The organism is Alteromonas sp. WD8-37 (assembly GCF_055326825.1).
The window spans coordinates 59411-77693 of sequence record NZ_JBUZOV010000004.1 but is presented as its reverse complement, the minus strand read 5'-3'; the positions used below and the strand labels follow the sequence as shown (position 1 = coordinate 77693).

Below are 18283 nucleotides of genomic sequence, written 5' to 3'. Positions count from 1 at the left end.
TCATTACAGCTTACAAATCAGCACAACTTAGCGAAGGAACAGTTATGAAGTTTAATTCGATTGCACTGGCCGTAGCCTCTACGTTTTTGATTACCGCATGCGGCGGCTCATCGGATAGCAACCCGGAACCCACCCCCGAGCAGCCGGTTAACAGCGCACCGACAGATATCACACTAAGTGCCAGCACGGTGTCCGAAAACAAAGCCGGTGTAACTATCGGTACTCTGTCTGCCACAGATGCTGATGCAAACGATAGCTTCACCTTCACAACCAGCAACGATGATTTTGTTATCAACGGTAATGAGCTGGCACTAAACACCGATGTTACCTTTGACTTTGAGACCACCCAAAGCGCCACGGTACCCGTTACAGTTACCGATGCAGCAGGCGCCAGCTACACCAAAGATTTCACCATTAGCATCAACGATGAAGTTGACATCTATGCCTTTGACAGTGCCTTTGTTGCGGGCGAGTCCGCGGTGTCTTACAGCGGCCAGACAGCCCGCCATCTGCTGATCAACGATCTGAACATTTTAATTGGTAACAACTTTGGCGATGCCAACAGCCTGGACACCAGCACCTTCCCGGATAAAGCAGCCGTAATTGCAGCTTTGGAAAGTTATTTTGATGTGGCTGACTATGAAGCCTTGTCAGCCCGCGCGCTGTTGACCACCACCTCACCTGAGGCAGAACAAACCACCCTGGCCGAAGTATCTTCTTCTGAGAAAAATCTGGTAGGCAAAATTGCCGGTGCCGATGAAGTCGGCCAACATAAAGACTGGGCAACCGAGTTTGCAGGTTGGGGCTCGGTCGGCGATACCACACCGACAGGCCTGGTACGTACCTTCTTCGACATGCTGGGTGACAATGTACAGGCAACCATTGATGGCGAAGCACGCTTCGACCCGTTTGGCGGTGAGATCACCACCCCGTATCTGACCGAAGATGGCCGTGACTTGAAGCAACTTATCCAAAAGTTCCTGCTGATGTCAGTCGCCTATTCACAAGGCGCGGATGATTATCTGGATAACGACACCGAAGGTAAGGGGCTGCTGTCTGATCACACTGACACCGGTGAAAACTACACCGCGCTGGAACATCAGTTTGATGAAGGCTTTGGTTACTTTGGTGCAGCCCGCAACTACTTAGATTACTCAGATGCCGAGATCGCTGGCAAAGGTGGCCGGGATGATTGGCAGGGTTATCATGATACCGACGGCGACGGCGATATCGACTTTACCGCTGAGTACAACTTTGGCCAGTCGACTAACGCTGCTAAGCGTGATTTAGGTGCCACCGTGGCAACTGACCTGACGGCTGATGCCATGAACGCGTTTCTGCAAGGCCGTGCGCTGTTAAATGAAACAGCTGGTTCGGCGCTGACCGACGCGCAAATGGAAGAGTTGGTAGACTTCCGTGACACCGCGCTGTCTGCCTGGGAACAATCCATCGCAGCCACGGTGATCCACTACATCAACGATACCAATGCTGATTTAGCCGCAATTGGCAGCGAAGAGTTCAACTACAGCGACCTGGCCAAGCACTGGTCTGAAATGAAGGGCTTTGCCCTGGGCCTGCAGTTCAACCCGCATTCTCCGGTTACCGATGAGCAATTTGTAGAGTTGCACAACCTGATGGGCACCGCGCCAGTGCTAACCGGCGATGTAGAAGCGTATCAGGCAAACCTTTTAGAAGCGCGCGCCATCCTGGAAGCCGCGTATCAGTTTGACAGCGAGACTACCGCCAATTGGTAATTGCTGATTAGTTGTTGCAAACAATTTGACAAACAGGGCCCTATGCCCTGTTTGTTTGTCTCAGGAGCAAAGATATGAAAACCAAGGTTGCCCTAAGTGCAATCACGACCGCGTGCGTGCTGGCGCTGTCTGGGTGTGGTGAGAGTACCAGTAGCGAAACCGGTGCGCAGTATGGAGAACAGCAGGCCCCAGTCAATACCTCGTTTGATCAGACCGCGCTATTAGTGTCGTTGGTGGATAATGCCATCATCCCTACCTACAAAGATTTTTTAAGCCGCGCTCAGCAGCTACAAAACTCTGTGGACAGTTACTGCGCCGCCATTGGTACCGACAATGAAGCGCCGCGCCGTGATGATGTGCAGCAAGCCTGGCAAAGTTCCATGAGTGTGTGGCAACTGGCCGAGATGATGCAGTTGGGCCCGCTAAGCGACAACAACAGCGCATTGCGTAATCGTATTTATTCCTGGCCTAATGTCAGCAGCTGTTCGGTGGATCAGGATGTGGCCATGGCTGCAGCCAACGCTGACTATGATATTTCAACCCGCACTGCCACCCGTAAGGGGCTGGATGCGCTGGAATATACCTTATTTGCAACCCAGCTAAATCACAGCTGCACCGCATTTGGGACTGCGCCGGAAGGCTGGAATAATCAGACCGTACAAAGCCGTAAGGCGGCCCGCTGTGAATATTCGCAACTGGCTGTGACCGATCTTATTGCGAACGCGCAAACCCTGGTGGATGCCTGGGAAGGTGACAGCGGCTACGGTGCACGCCTGAAAAATGCCGGCTTGCCCGACAGTGATTACCAGGTGGCACTAGAAGCGGTCAATGAAGTCAGCGACAGCATGTTTTACCTGACCGAGGTAACCAAGGATGCCAAGCTGGCTACGCCAATTGGGATCCTGGCCAATGACTGCGGTCTGGCTCCGTGCCCGCAAAATGTTGAATCTCAGTATGCCCAGCACTCGTTGCAAAATATCATCGCCAACTTAAAAGCTATGCGCTTGTTATTGACCGGCGGCATGTCAGAAGACACTGGCAACACTGGCTTCGATGACTTTTTAGTGGATGTAGGGGATGCCGATACTGCTGAGCGCATGTTAAGTGACCTGGACAATGCGATTCAGTTTGCCGAAAGCTTGAATGGCAGCTTTGCCAGCATTGTAGAAAATCAAACCGAGCAGGCCACAGAACTGCATAATCGGGTGAAACAGGTGACCGACACCCTAAAGACCGACTTTATTCAAAGCCTGGCTTTGGAATTACCAGCAACATCGGCAGGTGACAATGACTAATTCAGTAAACTTTTTTGGTGGCGCAGGCACGCGTCGCCTGTCTGTTCTGGCCGCCCTGATTGCGTCGGCCTGTAGTGCGCCTGCGCTGGCGCAGCAAGCTGACAAAAGTAGCGACACCAGTATTGACCGGATCAGCATCATCGGTAGCCAGCAAAAACTGGATCAGGCCGCCGGTGCGGTGGATGTGATTGATGAATTGCAGCTTGAGCAATTTAATTTTGATGATATCAACCGGATCTTAAGCCAGGTGCCGGGCGTGAACATCCGCCAGGAAGATGGCTACGGCTTGCGCCCGAATATCGGCTTTCGTGGGGTCACCCCGGAGCGCAGTAAAAAAATCAATATCATGGAAGATGGTGTACTGATCGGTCCGGCGCCATATTCTGCCCCGGCTGCGTACTACTTTCCCATGGCTTCGCGCATGACCGCCGTAGAGGTAACCAAGGGACCATCGACCATTCAGTATGGCCCGAACACCGTGGCCGGCGCCATCAACCTGGTATCGCGTGCCATCCCCACCGACAGCGAAGGTCGCGTGGATGTGTCTGCCGGTAGTGATGGCTATTACAAAGGTCATGTGCACTATGGTAATACCAACGGTGCATTTGGTTATTTGCTGGAAGCTATCACCCTGGGTGCCGATGGCTTTAAAGAACTGGATGGCGGCGGTGATACCGGGTTTGATAAAACCGACCTGATGGCCAAGTTCAATTACCAGTTTTCGGTAGGCGACACCGCGCAACTGATTGAGCTAAAGCTGAGCCGCAGCGATGAAACCTCAGATGAAACCTACCTGGGCCTTTCCGATGCCGATTTTGCGGCGGATCCGTATCGCCGCTACGCCGCCAGCCAGCTGGATACATTTGAAGCTGACCACCGCCAGGTCCAGCTGACCCATGTGCTGGAAACCGACACCATTCAACTGACCACCCGGCTGTACCGTAATGACTTTGAGCGTGACTGGTTTAAGCTGGATAACTTTACCAGCTCCCAGGGTGGCCAGGTGCCTACTTTATTGGAAGTACTGACCCGGCCAGAAAGCGAAGCCAACCAGCGCTTTTATCAGGTACTGACCGGCCAGCGTGACAGTACCTCGCAGGAAATTTTGCAGCTCAACAGCAATGACCGTGAGTTTTACTCGCAAGGCATTCAGTTTGACCTGGATACTGAGTTTGCGGTGTGGGGCCTGACCCATGAAGTGGCTGCCGGCCTGCGCTGGCACGAAGATGAGATTCAGCGTAACCACACAGCCACCAATCATTTTATGCGCAGCGGTGAGCTGACCCCCACGGGTGAAGCCACCCGGCCCACTACCACCAATACTGAGAACACCGAAGCCTTGAGTGTGTATGTGCAGGACACGGTGACTTTGGGTGACTTACGCCTGACCGCCGGTGTACGTGGTGAGCTGATTGATGGGTTCTACCAGAACCGCAATCCGGGTTTTGAGCAAGATTTTCAGCACAAAACCACCCGCATCTGGTTACCCAGCCTGAGCGGCTACTATGCGCTGACCGCCCAGCAAGGGCTGTTTGCCGGGGTTCACAAAGGCTTTGTGCCCACCAGTCCTATCCAGGCAGCCTCTATTGCCGTGGAAGAAAGTGTCAATTACGAAGCCGGCTGGCGTTATATCAACAACGGCGATCGCGTTGAATTAACCGGCTTTTACAGTGACTATAGCAACCTGATTGAGTCGTGTTCACTGTCTTCTGGCTGTGCCACCGACCAAACCTTTGCCGCCGGTGAAGTGGATGTCTATGGTCTGGAGGCCTCCTGGCAGAGCAGCTTCCGTCTGCCTAACGGCTGGACCCTGCCGGTAGCAGTGAACTACACCCGCACCGAGTCAGAGTTTAACAACACCTTCTATTCTTCTTTTGCCCAGTGGGGTTTTGTGGAAGAGGGCAACCCGGTGCCGTATCTGGCGGAAAACACCGGCTCAGTCAGTGTTGGGGTGCAGGGTAATCGCTGGGATGTGTACCTGCTGGCCAACTATGTGTCAGATATGCCCGAAGCGGCGCAAACTGCACTGACCGGTGATAGCCGTGACAGCACCCTGGCCGGGGTTCGTACCGATAGCATGCTCACGCTGGATATTGCGGCGTCCTATCGCGTATCCGGGCGCGGCAAAGTGTACCTGAAGCTGGATAATGTTAGTGAAGAAGAAGACATTGTCAGCCGCCGGCCCTATGGTGCCCGGCCGGGTAAACCGCGCCAGGTGCAATTGGGCTATCAATACCAGTTCTAAGGCAGGATAATTAGCGTATGTGGGAAACGGTATGGCAAACACTCACTAACGAAGCCGGCGCGATGGTTGGGGCATTAATCAACCCCAATACCCGGCTGTTTGTGGGCTATACCGTTAGTGCTGCGGTGCTGGCGATGCTGGTGTTTGGCGTACAGGCCAAACAGCACCGCTCGTGGCGCGGCATGTTGCGATATGTTTTTAATCCCAAAGTCTGGCTGCATCGTTCAGCCACCCTGGATTACCGCTTATGGGTGGTCAATCGCATTGTGCGCCTGGTGATCTGGGCGCCGGTGCTGTTTTCCATGGTACCCATCGCACTGGGCTTGTCGGATATGCTGGAGAGCCTGTTTGGCAAACAGCCTCCGCTAACAACCGATGCACTCACGGTAACCGTATGCTTTACATTGTTGCTCTTTATCCTGGATGATCTGACCCGGTTTTTATTGCACATGGCCATGCATAAAGTGCCCTGGCTGTGGGAGTTTCACAAGGTGCATCATTCAGCGCAGGTCTTAACCCCGCTGACGATATACCGCTCTCATCCATTGGAAAGCTTTTTGTATGCCACCCGCATGGCGCTGGCACAGGGCTGCGCTGTGGGCATTAGCTACTTTTTGTTCGGGCCCACCCTCAGTATGCTGGACATCTTAGGTGCCAACATCTTTGTGTTTGTGTTTAATATGGCCGGCTCCAATCTGCGCCATTCACATGTGCGCTGGAAATGGGGCGACAGGGTGGAGCGCTGGTTGATCAGCCCGGCGCAGCATCAGATTCATCATTCCACCAATCCTAAACATTTTGATAAGAATTTTGGTACCACATTGGCACTGTGGGATAGGATGGCCGGCAGCCTGACACTGTCGGCACCAGTGCAGCGCCTGCGTTTTGGTTTAGGCCGGCAAGAGGCCAGCCATCACAGTGTAGCCGACGCCTATTGGCGACCGGTGAAAGCCATTATGGGGCGAACCAAACAAGCATTACGGCGAAAAACCAAAACTGCGGTAACAGCGCCGCCGGTCACTGAGATAACTGAATCCACAGCCTCAAAGCTGCCCTGACGCCCGTTTAAGCTGTTTCAAATCGTTTATTGGCCAGCGCGCAGTTTTTCCAGCCAGGAGGCATAGCGTACCGCCGTATTGGTGGTCGCTGGCAGGCTTAAGCGCGGTACAGTGAAAGGATGTTTGTTGACTGTTTCCAGCACAAAATAACCCGGCTCTGAGGTCAGCGCGCCAATAAAGCCGTGTTCTGCCACAATAGCGCTGCCGCGCTCATCAAAATCTTCCTGCATACCCACCGGGTAGCAAAAGACATCAGAGGGCTGCTTAAGATACTGATGCAGCACCTTCAGGCTCTCGCTTAATTCCTGCCGAATATCTTCTTTGGACAATGTGGCCAGCGGGCTGTGGCTACAAGTGTGCGAGCCTACTGTCAGGCCCTGGGCTTCCAGTTCCTGCAACCGCTGCCAGTTGGTAGGTTCAAAGTGGCGTGTATCAATCGGCGTATCGGCGCACAACGTTTCTTTGAGCGCCTGCACGAATTCGCCTCGGGCATTGCGTTCCAGGCGTTTTGCATGCAGCGACAAATACCGCCGGGCATGGCGTTTATCACGTAATGACAGGATCCGTTCGCCGGGAACACCCAAAGCGCCGGCATCCAGCTCGGTGTGATTAGTGGCACGTATAGTGGTAGCAATCTGCGCATCCCAGGGCAGTTGTTGCTTATCGATAAGGTCGGTGATGACAAACAGGGTAGGGCGTGCATCATAATTGAGCAAGATAGGGATCAGAGATTCTACCTGGTCCTGATAGCCATCATCGACGGTAAAGCACACATAGTTTTTGGCCGGGTCCAGCTGCGCACGGCGGGCAAATAAAGTATCCACGCTGATAAATTCGCATCCATGGCGGCGTAATAGGCGAAGAAAGCCCTCCAGCATGGATAAATCCACGCCGTTTAAGCCGTGTGGCCCCACCGGGCGGTGCAGGGTAAAGATGCAAACGTGCTGGCTCAGGGCTTTATTTAACAGCCAGTTCAATCCCTTGTTCAGAAACAGCGAATGTATCAAGTGTCTAGTCCAACTTCTCATTTATTGACTGCATGCCTGCTTGGCAACATCCGCGGCTAACGCCGCGGCCTGGGTTTGTACACGACCCTGTATACGCACCAGCAAAAAAAAAGCAGCAGATAAAATTTTCAAACGGCCACTTTATCACCAGCAGGTTGGCACTCACTATTGTGCTGGCCTGGCATGGTAGGTGTTGTCGGGCCGGGTTTTATCTTGCAACCGACTTGCAAAGACGCGCCAGCACAATCGCTGTATACTGTCGGTTGTTTAAGCTACCATAATCTGGCCGCAGCGCCAATCTGGCCGCAGCGCCAATCTGGTAGCAGCCCTGACAGGGCAATGCGTTTTTCAGCGCACCGCTTGTAAATGTACTAAAAACAGTGACCTGAAAAACGATCTTCTGCGGCATGATATAACTATAAGATAAAAGTAGTAAGTCAGCCTGCAAACAGGCTCGTGAATATAGGTTTTTAATGAAAATGGCAAATGTGAATGCGATGACAGTTGATGTGGAAGAGTATTTCCAGGTCGAAGCTTTCGCGCAGGATATTTCGGTGAACGAGTGGACCAAATACGAATCTCGTTTGGCCCTACAGATGGATAAATTGCTTGGCACATTTGCTGAAAATGACGTTAAAGCCACCTTCTTTACCTTAGGCTGGATTGCCAAGGCGCATCCGGATATTCTTAAACGCATCGTGGCAGAAGGGCATGAGATAGCCAGTCATGGCTTTATGCATCAGCATTTATCTAAACAAAATGCCGATGTGTTTTTTGAGGATATCAGCAAAGCCAAGGCCCTGATCGAAGATATCACCGGAGTCCAGGTGAAAGGCTACCGCGCGCCGTGCTTTTCCATCAGCGCCGACAATAACTGGGCCCATGACCTGATTGCCAAAGCTGGCTATCAGTACAGCTCCAGCAGCTACCCCATTCAGCACGATTTATACGGCGTACCCAATGCACCGCGAGGCGCCTACCGGTTGTCCAACGGTTTGTTAGAAGTACCGGTCACCACCGCAGTGTGGCGTAATCGGGTTTTTCCAGCCGGTGGCGGCGGCTATTTTCGCTTGTTGCCCTTCTGGGTATTCGACTTCTTGTTTGGCAAAGGCCAACAGGATCGGATCGCCAATTTTTATACCCACCCGTGGGAGTTTGACCCGGATCAGCCGCGCATCGAAAGCAATTTTAAATCGCGTTTTCGCCATCATGTGAACCAAAAAACAGCGATTAAAAAATTGTCTAAACTGTGCAGCAAGTACCAATGGACAACCATGGAACAGGCCTATCTGGATAAAGACTTTCCGGTACTGGGTGATTGGCTCAGTGTGGCCAGTGGCAACTATGCGGGGCAGGCCGGGTAAACCGGCCGCTGCTTACGTAAGCAAAATTACGGGTTGCGCCGTAACCACACCGCGGTCATCACCCGGCGCTTAATATTCAGGCCAAATTTGGCCGGCAGTAACCAGGCATGTTGCTGTTCATGCACATTTCCCCAGTCCTGTTTGTAGTCTTCTTCACCGCGCAGAAAATCGATGGTGGTCAGCCCGGCTTGCTCCAACCCGGCCATAATGTGATTCAGCAATATAATCCCTGGCGAAGCCTGGCGCTGGCGGTCGCTGGTGACCGGCACATAATAATACAGGGTTTGCCCGTGGCAGAAGCCCATATGCGCCGCCAGAAATTCCCCGTTTTGTTTAATCCAGCTTAGGTGCAGTGACGGTCCACACTGTTCCAGCAAGGCCAACACCGCATTGCGACGGGCTGGATCGGTTAACGCATTGGGCCCGTGGCGCTGCGCCGCGGTATCCAGTACCCAGTGCACCACTTCCGGGTCAAATGCCTGACCAATCTGAACATTCAGCTCGCCCTGTTCTGCCAGCTTGCGTTCCCGGCGACGCGCCTCGCGGCCCAGTTTGCCCTTTATCGCCGGTCCGCGTCGGTCAAAGCGGGTGTGTTGCCAGTGCTGGCAGCACTTAATGCCGGGCAAGTGGGACAACAGTTTGGCGAGCTGGGCGTCGGCAAAGGGGATAAACAAAGAATGCCCTTTGAATACCGAACGCGCCAGAGCGGCGACCATGGCATCCAGCATGATCTGGCCATCATAGGTGGCGGCGATGAGCATGCCCTGATAATCAGTAAACCGCTGGCACAAATGGGTCAGCACCGGCACCGAGGCCTTGGCTGACAGTTGGCGTACCGCCAGTGGTAAAATACCTACACAGGTTTCGCCTTCCCAAGCGGTCACCAGCACCGGGTTGTCAGACAGTTGAGCCTGATGTTCACACCAGGCATAGTGCATAAACACACTGGCCTGGGTATCTTGCGCCAGCTGTTGCCAGTGGGGTTGCAGGGTGGCCATGGCCGGTTGGCCATCCACAATACGGATCTTCATAATTAGGGCAACTGGCGTGACAGGTACGGGCCAATCTGCCGGGTTAGCCACACCGGCAATCGCTGCCAGGTGGCTATGGCCAGTTTGAACTTTGGGTTGTCCGGGTTAAGCGACTCGGTTTGCTCCTGGGCACTAAAGTTGTACCAATAATGCTGCACCGGCTGTGCGCCCCACTGTTTTTTGAATCGGTAAGTGCCGGCATCCTTGGTAGAACGGCCAAAATCAAACCAGCGCAATTGTTTTTTAATGGCAAACTGTAATATGCGCTGGTACAGCCACATATTCATGTCCATCTTATTGGCTTCGCGCAGTGTTGAGGCCCAGGGAATTTCCATCATCTCACCGTGCTCCAGCAAAAAGCCGGTGGCTACGGGTTTACCGCTAACATACGCCACTACCAGGTGGCTGTGCCGGGGCAGCTTGTCCAGCAAGTCGGCAAAAAAGGCTTTGCTGTTGACCGGAGTGCCCAGGTCGCGCATGTTACGGGCAAACACCGTGTAAAAATCATCCAGCAGTTCTTTGTGGCCAAAGCGGATCTTAGGGCTGTACGGGTCGGCTTTTTTTACCTGGGCGCGCACCTTGGCGCCTATTTCCTCATCCAGCTGTTCAATTGTTTCTGGCAATGGCCGCAACATAGACACTTTTTTGGTCGAGGCGGAAAGTGTGCTTTTCACCGTGGTACGGACTTCTGTATATTTACTGCCGGATTGCGTGTCCTTGGCATCAGTGCGGCAAACTTCCAGCAGTTTTTCAAACACATTGGTGTAACGGGTCACAGGCCCGCCGTAATTAAAAAATGGCAGGGACACCCCAAATGTACCTAGCAACGGGGTCGCCATAAAGACCAGCGGCAGGCCGCCCACGATGGCGTTTTTGTCATTGCGGGCGATGAGGATCTCCGGGGCGGTATGCGGCTGCTCGCATAAAAACTCCCACACTGCCTGGCTATGATAGATACTGGCGGTGTTACTCTTAGCAACATATTCCCACCATTGGCTAAGGTCGCCGTCCGGGCCCACCCGACTGATGGTAAAATCACTGTTCAAATGGGCGATGGGCTGGCTGAACTGGCTTGGCAAAGGCGGCGGCTGGTCAGCTTTGGGGGTCTCGTCATTTTGTGCTTTGAGCAACGCTTTTTGCTCGCTCTCCAGCTGCTTAACCTGGCCACTCACCTCTTGCATGCGCTCAATCAATGCCTGATGCTCGGCGCTGCCGTTTTCCACTTGTTTAAACTGGCGGGCAATCTTGCCTTTTTCACTTTTCAATGTTTTTAGCTTGGCTTTTACTGCTGCAATATCCATGATGATCGGGTCACTCTTGAAACGGTCTGTCGGTAAGCCACTGACGGTGGTTATCGACAATTTTGATGATGCGACGAAGATGATGCGGTTTGACGCCCTGATGCACCGGCAGGGTGATGAGCTGATCTGCCAGTGCCTGGCTGACCGGCAGCGGCCCGCAGGTGGTGCTGCGTTCGGCCACCCCGGCAATGGCGGGCAATGTGCTGGCATACATTGGCGAGGCGCCCAGCCCGGCCTGATTCAGCGCCCGTAACAAGGTTTCGCGGGCCTGTTTGCTTTGGGTCAACAGCGGAAAGCGCAGTAAGCGCTTAGCACGCGCTTGCTGCGGCCATAACACCGGGATAGCGGCCAGCAAAATCTGCTGCGGATATGGACGCTGGCGCAAATAAGCCAGAATACTGGCCGGCAGGCGCTGTTCACGTAGCGCGTCCAACCGGGTAACCTCGCTAAGCGGGTGATATTCGGTGGCCCCCAGATTCATACCGGGCACACGAGTCAGTGCGCCATAGGCCAGTGGCTGACAGATGGCATTAAACAGCCGGGCCTTTGTATTGTAGCCTCGCGGCGCGTCAGGCGCGGGCCCCACCTGTGGCGCAAAGTCGTTAACCCGGCTGGTATTCCAGGCCAGTAAGCCACCACCCAGCAAGTTCACCGGTTTGCCGCGGCCAAACGAACAAATAAAAAAGTCAGCCTGTTCGGTGGCTTCCGGGAGTGGGTAGTTTTTCAGGCTGGCCAACTGACTGGTGTAGCGTTTTTCGGGAAACCACTGGGCATTGTCTTCTATCAGCAAGGCTTGATCGCCCACTGCCTGACGGATGTCAGCCAGCGGCATGCTCAAGCCAAACAGTGCCGGGCAGATCACCGCATGCACAGGATGCTCCAGAGATGCCAGCTGGGTTAGATTGTACTGGTAGGCATCCGCCGCCAAATCCACAATCAGGGCATGCGCGCCGGCGTAGTCGCACGCTGCTATAAGATCCGGGCAGGCATAGCCGGGTACTACCACATTAAAGTCTGTGCCATCACTGCGCTGTACTGCCCAGGCCAGAATGGCTCCCAGGGCGGCAGTGCCGGAATTGACCAGCTGATGGTCAAACCCGCTGAATGTCAGCGGGCTTGAGCGATAATCTTTGGAATGAGGCAGGGCACGAGTGCCCACCGGGGGAAGTTGCGACCATTTCATCGCGCAGAAGGCTGCCACACCGTCATACGTTTGCCCGACAAAAACTGAATGCCGGCATCAAACAGCGCAATATTGACCTGGGTGAAAAAGTAGATAATTTTGGCCCAGGATTTTTGGCGCAGGGATTCTGACCAGTGTGCTGCCAGCGCGATTCCGTAGAATGCCACCTGCGCCACATAGGCTAGAGTATAAAAGCCGCCCTCATCCATGCAAAACGGCGTAACGATGAACAGCGCCAGTAAGGTCCAGGGAACCGACCAGCGCAGTAATTTATGAGACAATACCTGATAAGCAAACCAACCAAACTTGCTGGGGTTCAACACTTCAGGATGACGTTCTAAGGCTGTCATACCACGGATCACAGTGCGGATCTTGCGGGCATATTCTTTACTTGGATCGGCCAGGTCGGTGTAATAGCCCAGCACATCCGGTGCCGTCACGGCTTTGTAGCCAGCCTGGGCACAGTTAAGCGCTGTGTTAAAATCACTGGGCGCGTGGATATCCCATTGGTCACACACTTCGACCCGGGCGGCAAAAAATGACCCGCTCAGGCCCACCAGGCCTGCCAGTTTAGACTCTTGCTGGCGTAACCACATTTCGTATTTTACATAGGCGCCTTCGCCGGCTACCTGGCCGTCTTTACTGACAAAGCGGTCTTCGCTGGAAATCGCACCCACTTCCGGATTTTCAAAATAGCGAACCAGCTTAAGGATACCATCCGGCTCAATTCGGGTGGCCACATCAGAAAATACAATGATTCCGCTTTCCACCGTTTTGATCGCGGCCAGTTGGGCATTTTCTTTGCCCAAGCGTTCTTCGGCGCGCACCAGGCGCACATTTTGCTCAGCATAGCTCTTAACGATCTCGTCGGTCTCATCGGTTGAGCTGTCCGACGCCACTACCAGAGTCAGTTTATCTTCGGGATATTCCAGCTCCAGGGAGTTTTCGATTTTTTCGCGAATGCGTTTTTCTTCGTTGTAGGCGGTCACTATTAACGTCACCGGCGGATAGCCCTCCACCTCATCCGGCGGATTGATCGCCGCATGGTCTGCTTTGAACCGGTTAAGCAAAAGCAGGGTAAAAGGGTAAATAAAATAGCTAAATACAGAAAGTAGCAGGAGTATCCAGAATAAAAACGTCATATCCATTTGTCTTTGTTTGACAGCCCAAGATGCTTACTTTACAGAGAAAATTCAGTGAAGTACAAGCATCTACGAAGACTGGTTACAGCTAAAAAAATGCGCACTGGCGGCACGTGTTGCACTAATATACGTAACGAGTAAGATAAGGCTCAACAGCACATTAAATTTGTTTAAACGTAAGTACGTATTAACCGCAAATATGTGATGAGCCCACCCTAAGCAAGCCGTTGTAGTAACAGGATACAAAAAAGAATATGGACAAAGCAGGTTTTATGTCATCGGTAAGCGTGAAAGCGCTGGTGATCATCATGGTGGTGTTGGCCATTACCGGTTTGGCTGTTCCCGATACTTATCTCACCCTACATACCTTGTGGAGCAAAAATAACGAAACCTATTCCCATGGGTATATTTTGCTGATGTTTGTGGTGTATGTACTGGTCACCGACTTTCGCTGGCAAAAATTTTCGCCTTCTTTCTGGCCGCTACCCTTTGCACTCGGTGCCGGGCTGGTCTGGCTGGCCGCCGATGCCGTGCAGGTCATGTTGTTTCAAACCCTGATACTGCCAGTGGTGCTGTGGTGCGCGCTGGCCGCCATGGTCGGCATCAAAAACAGTATGAAAACCCTGGTGCCGGTGCTCTCGCTTTATCTGGCATTGCCCATTATGGATGTGCTGGTGGTACCGCTGCAAAACTTAACCACGTGGGTGAATACCAAAATGATCCACGCCATTGGTATCACCGCCTTTATTGATGGTTACGATATCCACATGCCATACGGGGTGATGCGCATTGCCCACGGCTGCGCGGGCTTAAATTACCTGCTGGCCGGTGTATGTTTAGGGGTATTTTATGCGTACCTGAATTTACAAAGCCGCGTTTTACAGCTTAAGGCAGTAGCGCTGATTGTCGCACTGTCGCTGGTGGGTAACTGGTTACGGGTGTTCCTGCTGATTCTGATTGGCTATGAATCCAAGATGCAAAGTGAGCTGGTATACGAACACGGCTTTTTCGGCTGGGTCATCTTTGCTGTGCTAGCTGTCTTTTTCTTTTTTTATGCCAAGCGTCTGGAGCGTCAGGATGGCGAGTTCAGCGGCACCGGAAGTAAGTCATCACTGCCACTGAACGGCAAAATGCTGGGGGCATTAGGTGCCACCATGCTGGCCTTTGTGGTATTGCCGTTATGGTGGAATCAGTCAGCCGGTCAGGCGCAAAGTGCCCAGCTAGGGGTGGAGTTGCCAGAGCCGCTGCAAAGTGTGGCGCCCAGCAACGCCAACTTACAGCGTATTGGTGCCACCTATGAAGGCCATGATTTTAGCCAGATCTTTACCGGCCAGGCCAATGACTACCGGCTTACCCTGGGGGTCGCCTCATACCTGCGCCAGGCCCAGGGTAAAGAGCTGATTTACTATGCCAACCGGCCTGCCGCCAAAATGACCCAGCAGGGTACTGTGGCGGTGGATGGCGTCAGTGTGAATGCAGGTGTCACCGCCAGCGGCCAGAATGTGTACTGGGTGTACAAGGTCGGCGATAAGGTCACCACCGGCGGCCTGCAAACCAAGCTCGCCCAACTGACCCAGGTCTTCAGTTCACCCGTAGCCAGTGTTTTTGTATTGCAGGTCAACTGCAGTGTGCGCTGTGCCGCGCCAGATGTGATGGCACAATCACTGACACCGCAGTTAAAAGCCCTGACCCAAATTGAGGTACGTGGATGAAAATTCTGCATATAGCTTCCGGCGATAAGTGGGCCGGGGCGGAAGTGCAGGTATGGACATTGTGCACCGAGCTGGTTAAGCAAGGCCATACGGTGCACGCTGTTATACTCAACCCTGGCCAGCTGGCCGAGGCGCTGATGAGCGCCGGGGTTACCGTCACGGTATATGATGAAAACAAGTTCGGCTTTCGCCGGCTACTGGATAAAATCAAACTGGAGCTGCACCGCTGGCAACCGGACGTGGTGCATACCCACCGGCAAAAAGAGAATATTCTGGGCGCGCTGGCTAATCGTATGACGGTGCGGGTGCCCAGCTTTCGTACTGTGCACGGCGCCCCAGAGTTTGCCCCTAACTTTCGCCAGCGTTTGCAAGTGGCCCTGGACCGTTTTAGTGGCACGCGCCTGCAGGATGGCATTATCAGTGTCTCGGACGATCTCACCGGCAAACTAAAACATCTGTATCCGAGCGATAAACTCTTCACCATTGCTAATGGTATCGATGCACAAGCTGTGCAAGCTCAGGCCAACGCGCAGATGGTGTTGAATGTTGATAAGCGCTCCTACCATGTGGGCTTTGTGGGCAGGCTGGAGCCGGTAAAGCGGCTGGATCTGTTTGTACAGATGGCGCGGCATATCTACACCAATAAGTTGCTGGATAAACCCGTGCACTACCATGTGTTTGGTGATGGCAGCCAGCGTGAAGCCCAGCAAAAATGGGTACAGGAACACGACTTAGACGCAGTCTTTTCGTTTCACGGCCATACCGACCAGATCCGTGGCTGGATCAAGCAGATGGATGCGCTGGTGATGCCGTCAGATCATGAAGGCCTGCCCATGACGGCTCTGGAAAGCCTGGCGCTTAATGTGCCTATGGTCACTCATGCGGTGGGGGGGCTGGTACCGTTATTAAACGCAGCAAAGTGTGACGGGCTGGTCAGCGAGCATACTGCAGAAGGCTATGCGCAAAAGCTGGTGGAGCTGGTCAGCCAGCGCCCGCAGGTGTCGCTGCCAGAAGCCTACTCGGCACAGGAAAACGCCCGGCAGATTGTAGAGCTCTACCAGGCGATGCAAGCCCGTTAGGGCAGGCGAGGATAACCCAGGCGGTCGAGCATAAAGCCGGCTGTCTGGTTGATTTGCGCAATCTCCTGCTCGCTGAGCTTTTTGATGCTCGATGCATTCATGTCTTTGACGCTGTCATTGCGTTCATGGATAGCAAAGTTTTGCGAGGCAATATCTGGAAATGCCGGTAAATCCAGAAAGCCGGCGATGCGGTCTAGTTCACCCTGCGGATCGCTTGCTAAATCTTCATATTTCAGCAAATGAAATTTATTCAGATGCTCGGCATCATCCAGCATCACCTGGTTACTGCGCGCCCACTGCCAGGCCGATTTTTCAATGGGCCAGCCATCTTTGATAGATTTAGGGTCGCCTTTACGTGAGATCCCTTCGGCCACGGCATAGCCATTGCGCACGATGCCGATAAAATGGGCATTTTCAAAATGCTTTTGGAACCAGCGGGTGCGCGCGGCATTGGGCGGAGATTTCTCGACCAGTACCGGTTTGCTTAAATCCAGCCGCATACCCCATTCTTTTTTGATGCGCTCCACATCCGGGCCCACATCATTTTCGTTCAGGCAAAAAATGTCCTCGCGATCCACCCACATGCGCGGGATCCCCAATTCAAAGTCTTTTTTAAACTGGTCAGTGATAAAATGGCCTTCGGTGGGCAGAGCGGACATATCCGGGTGTCGGCCCATCAGCTCTGAAAGAAGCGTAGTGCCAGAGTTATAGCAGCCCACAATAAACACCCATTTTTTGGGTTTGGGTGTAGGTTTGAGGCCTATTTTAATTTCGCGCAGAATATTTCCCAGCGACTCCCTTGCCACTGCTCTTAGGCGGGTACCAGCCATGTATTACCTCAGTACTGTCTCTACATCATACCCGAACCGCTCAACGATAAACTGCTCTCGCTGCATAATAATATCGGCGGTAGCCGTATCATAATAATGGTCGGCGGCCTGGCGGGAAGACGTGTTGGTTTTGTTGTTTTTGCCATCCATGATGGCTTGCTTGTCGGCATCGCTCAGTGCGACCCCTGCCTGGTTCAGTGCGTGGATAAAATCCTGCTCGAGCTGTTCCTGGCGAACAAATGCATTTACAAAGCCATCGCGTTTCCAGATCAATTTTAAATTTTCTACGTCAGTTTGTAGCGCTGGATGATAAATTTTCTGGTCCAGCCCGGTAAATAATTTAAAAAACCGGTAACTCAGCAGGCCCGCGCTCCGGCTAAATGGGCTAAAACCATAGCCTTCACCAATGTCCAGCGCCCGTGCCGGATCGAACATCATTCTGACCCAGGCTCGAAACGCCTCAACGTCCGATGAATCGGCATAGACTTCCTGCCAGGCACGATAATCCTTGTTAGCATCATGGCGCATCTGGCGGTAAAACTGGCCCGGGGCAGGGTAAGTCTGGCCCATCTCTTTAGGTAGCTGTTGCCAGCAATAACGCCAGCTAGTGCCGCGGGTAGCCTGCAAATACACACTGCCTTGCTGGTCACAGCCATAACCCCATAAGCTGACATACCAATCAAGGGGGTTACGAATTGAACCTAAGACGAACTTACTACGAAGCTCCTTCGGTATTCGATTATGTTTACCCACCTGCTGGCCGCCCACGTAGGTTGATAATAACTTTAAAAGGTGGCTACCTGCGGTTTTGTGTAATTCGGTAAAGACCAATGAATCTGATACAAACATAGACTTCTGTTCTGTAATGTTTGCTGCACAGCATATACAAAGATGCTGACGCAACATAACTTAAATCAACGATTTCTCGCTATTATTTTGGCTGAAAGCACTTGAAGTAACTATTACAGCAAAAGCTACCTTTTTGTTTCACCGTAAACGGTTTTAATAACCGAGAGCTCAAATTTTCGCCTAAAAAGCTGGTTTGTGCACAGTGTCTGTAACGCATCTTGTCTATTCTGAATGAAAATGTTCCTACAGACGCTTCACAGCATTGCTAGGGCAAAAAATGCAACACTCGCCAGTCAGACTATCACTATGAATTATTTGGAATAATACGGCGTACCACAGGATGACTGCCTGGCAAATCAGCTATGAAGAAGCATTGTATTAAAAAGTAAGTATTTTAGGTGATATTTCGTGCACTTTAGGATTGAAATACTTA

General features: G+C 52.8%; 14 protein-coding genes. 7 read left to right on the top strand and 7 right to left on the bottom strand.

The features are described 5' to 3' along the window. The first annotated feature begins 44 nt into the window (after window positions 1-44). The 4 genes from ACTUJZ_RS11080 (at window position 45) to ACTUJZ_RS11065 (ending at window position 6352) form a co-directional block, all read left to right on the top strand. Window positions 45-1754 (top strand): DUF4856 domain-containing protein, encoded by a 1710-nt coding sequence (locus tag ACTUJZ_RS11080; RefSeq protein WP_463636376.1) that lies wholly within the window; start codon window positions 45-47, stop codon window positions 1752-1754. 74 nt (window positions 1755-1828) lie between these two features. Next, complete coding sequence (locus tag ACTUJZ_RS11075) at window positions 1829-3049, top strand: imelysin family protein (protein WP_463636375.1); 1221 nt, start codon at window positions 1829-1831, stop codon at window positions 3047-3049. Continuing rightward, window positions 3042-5294, top strand: coding sequence for a TonB-dependent receptor family protein (locus ACTUJZ_RS11070; RefSeq protein ID WP_463636374.1), 2253 nt, complete (start codon window positions 3042-3044; stop codon window positions 5292-5294). The genes ACTUJZ_RS11075 and ACTUJZ_RS11070 overlap by 8 nt, the downstream gene beginning before the upstream one ends. 17 nt (window positions 5295-5311) lie before the next feature. Continuing rightward, the gene (locus tag ACTUJZ_RS11065; RefSeq protein ID WP_463636373.1) at window positions 5312-6352 is read left to right on the top strand and encodes a sterol desaturase family protein; all 1041 of its coding nucleotides are present in this window, start codon (window positions 5312-5314) and stop codon (window positions 6350-6352) included. Between the two features lie 26 nt (window positions 6353-6378). Here the strand turns inward: ACTUJZ_RS11065 and ACTUJZ_RS11060 are convergent, their stop codons facing one another. Then, the gene (locus ACTUJZ_RS11060; RefSeq protein ID WP_463636372.1) at window positions 6379-7359 is read right to left on the bottom strand and encodes a polysaccharide deacetylase family protein; all 981 of its coding nucleotides are present in this window, start codon (window positions 7357-7359) and stop codon (window positions 6379-6381) included. A gap of 473 nt (window positions 7360-7832) precedes the next feature. On the opposite strand from ACTUJZ_RS11060, the gene ACTUJZ_RS11055 reads away from it, so the two are divergent. Next, on the top strand, window positions 7833-8723 hold the full coding sequence (locus tag ACTUJZ_RS11055) for an XrtA system polysaccharide deacetylase (RefSeq protein ID WP_463636371.1): 891 nt from the start codon (window positions 7833-7835) through the stop codon (window positions 8721-8723). A 26-nt stretch (window positions 8724-8749) separates the two neighbouring features. On the opposite strand, the gene ACTUJZ_RS11050 is transcribed toward ACTUJZ_RS11055, so the two are convergent. The 4 genes from ACTUJZ_RS11050 to ACTUJZ_RS11035 are packed head-to-tail and all read right to left on the bottom strand — an operon-like array spanning window position 8750 to window position 13380. Then, the gene (locus ACTUJZ_RS11050) at window positions 8750-9754 is read right to left on the bottom strand and encodes a GNAT family N-acetyltransferase (protein WP_463636370.1); all 1005 of its coding nucleotides are present in this window, start codon (window positions 9752-9754) and stop codon (window positions 8750-8752) included. Window positions 9755-9756: 2 nt separating this feature from the next. Further along, window positions 9757-11055 carry a FemAB family XrtA/PEP-CTERM system-associated protein gene (locus ACTUJZ_RS11045; protein WP_463636369.1) on the bottom strand — a complete coding sequence of 433 codons (1299 nt, stop codon included), beginning with the start codon at window positions 11053-11055 and terminating at the stop codon, window positions 9757-9759. A 10-nt stretch (window positions 11056-11065) separates the two neighbouring features. Then, window positions 11066-12238: a DegT/DnrJ/EryC1/StrS family aminotransferase gene (locus ACTUJZ_RS11040; RefSeq protein WP_463636368.1), complete on the bottom strand. Its 1173-nt coding sequence runs from the start codon at window positions 12236-12238 to the stop codon at window positions 11066-11068. After that, the gene (locus tag ACTUJZ_RS11035; RefSeq protein ID WP_463636367.1) at window positions 12235-13380 is read right to left on the bottom strand and encodes a glycosyltransferase family 2 protein; all 1146 of its coding nucleotides are present in this window, start codon (window positions 13378-13380) and stop codon (window positions 12235-12237) included. Before ACTUJZ_RS11035 ends, ACTUJZ_RS11040 begins: the two co-directional genes overlap by 4 nt. Window positions 13381-13652: 272 nt before the next feature. Between ACTUJZ_RS11035 and xrt the strand changes: the two genes are divergently transcribed. Further along, window positions 13653-15092 (top strand): exosortase, encoded by a 1440-nt coding sequence (gene xrt / locus ACTUJZ_RS11030; protein WP_463636366.1) that lies wholly within the window; start codon window positions 13653-13655, stop codon window positions 15090-15092. Continuing rightward, a complete protein-coding gene (locus ACTUJZ_RS11025; protein ID WP_463636365.1) occupies window positions 15089-16171 on the top strand; it encodes a glycosyltransferase in 1083 nt (360 codons plus the stop codon). Before xrt ends, ACTUJZ_RS11025 begins: the two co-directional genes overlap by 4 nt. Here the strand turns inward: ACTUJZ_RS11025 and ACTUJZ_RS11020 are convergent. Together ACTUJZ_RS11020 and ACTUJZ_RS11015 are read right to left on the bottom strand one after the other, a co-directional pair. Then, window positions 16168-17001 (bottom strand): sulfotransferase family protein, encoded by an 834-nt coding sequence (locus tag ACTUJZ_RS11020; protein ID WP_463636364.1) that lies wholly within the window; start codon window positions 16999-17001, stop codon window positions 16168-16170. The genes ACTUJZ_RS11025 and ACTUJZ_RS11020 overlap by 4 nt on opposite strands. A gap of 3 nt (window positions 17002-17004) precedes the next feature. Then, window positions 17005-17850 carry a hypothetical protein gene (locus tag ACTUJZ_RS11015; protein ID WP_463636363.1) on the bottom strand — a complete coding sequence of 282 codons (846 nt, stop codon included), beginning with the start codon at window positions 17848-17850 and terminating at the stop codon, window positions 17005-17007. Window positions 17851-18283 lie beyond the last annotated feature (433 nt).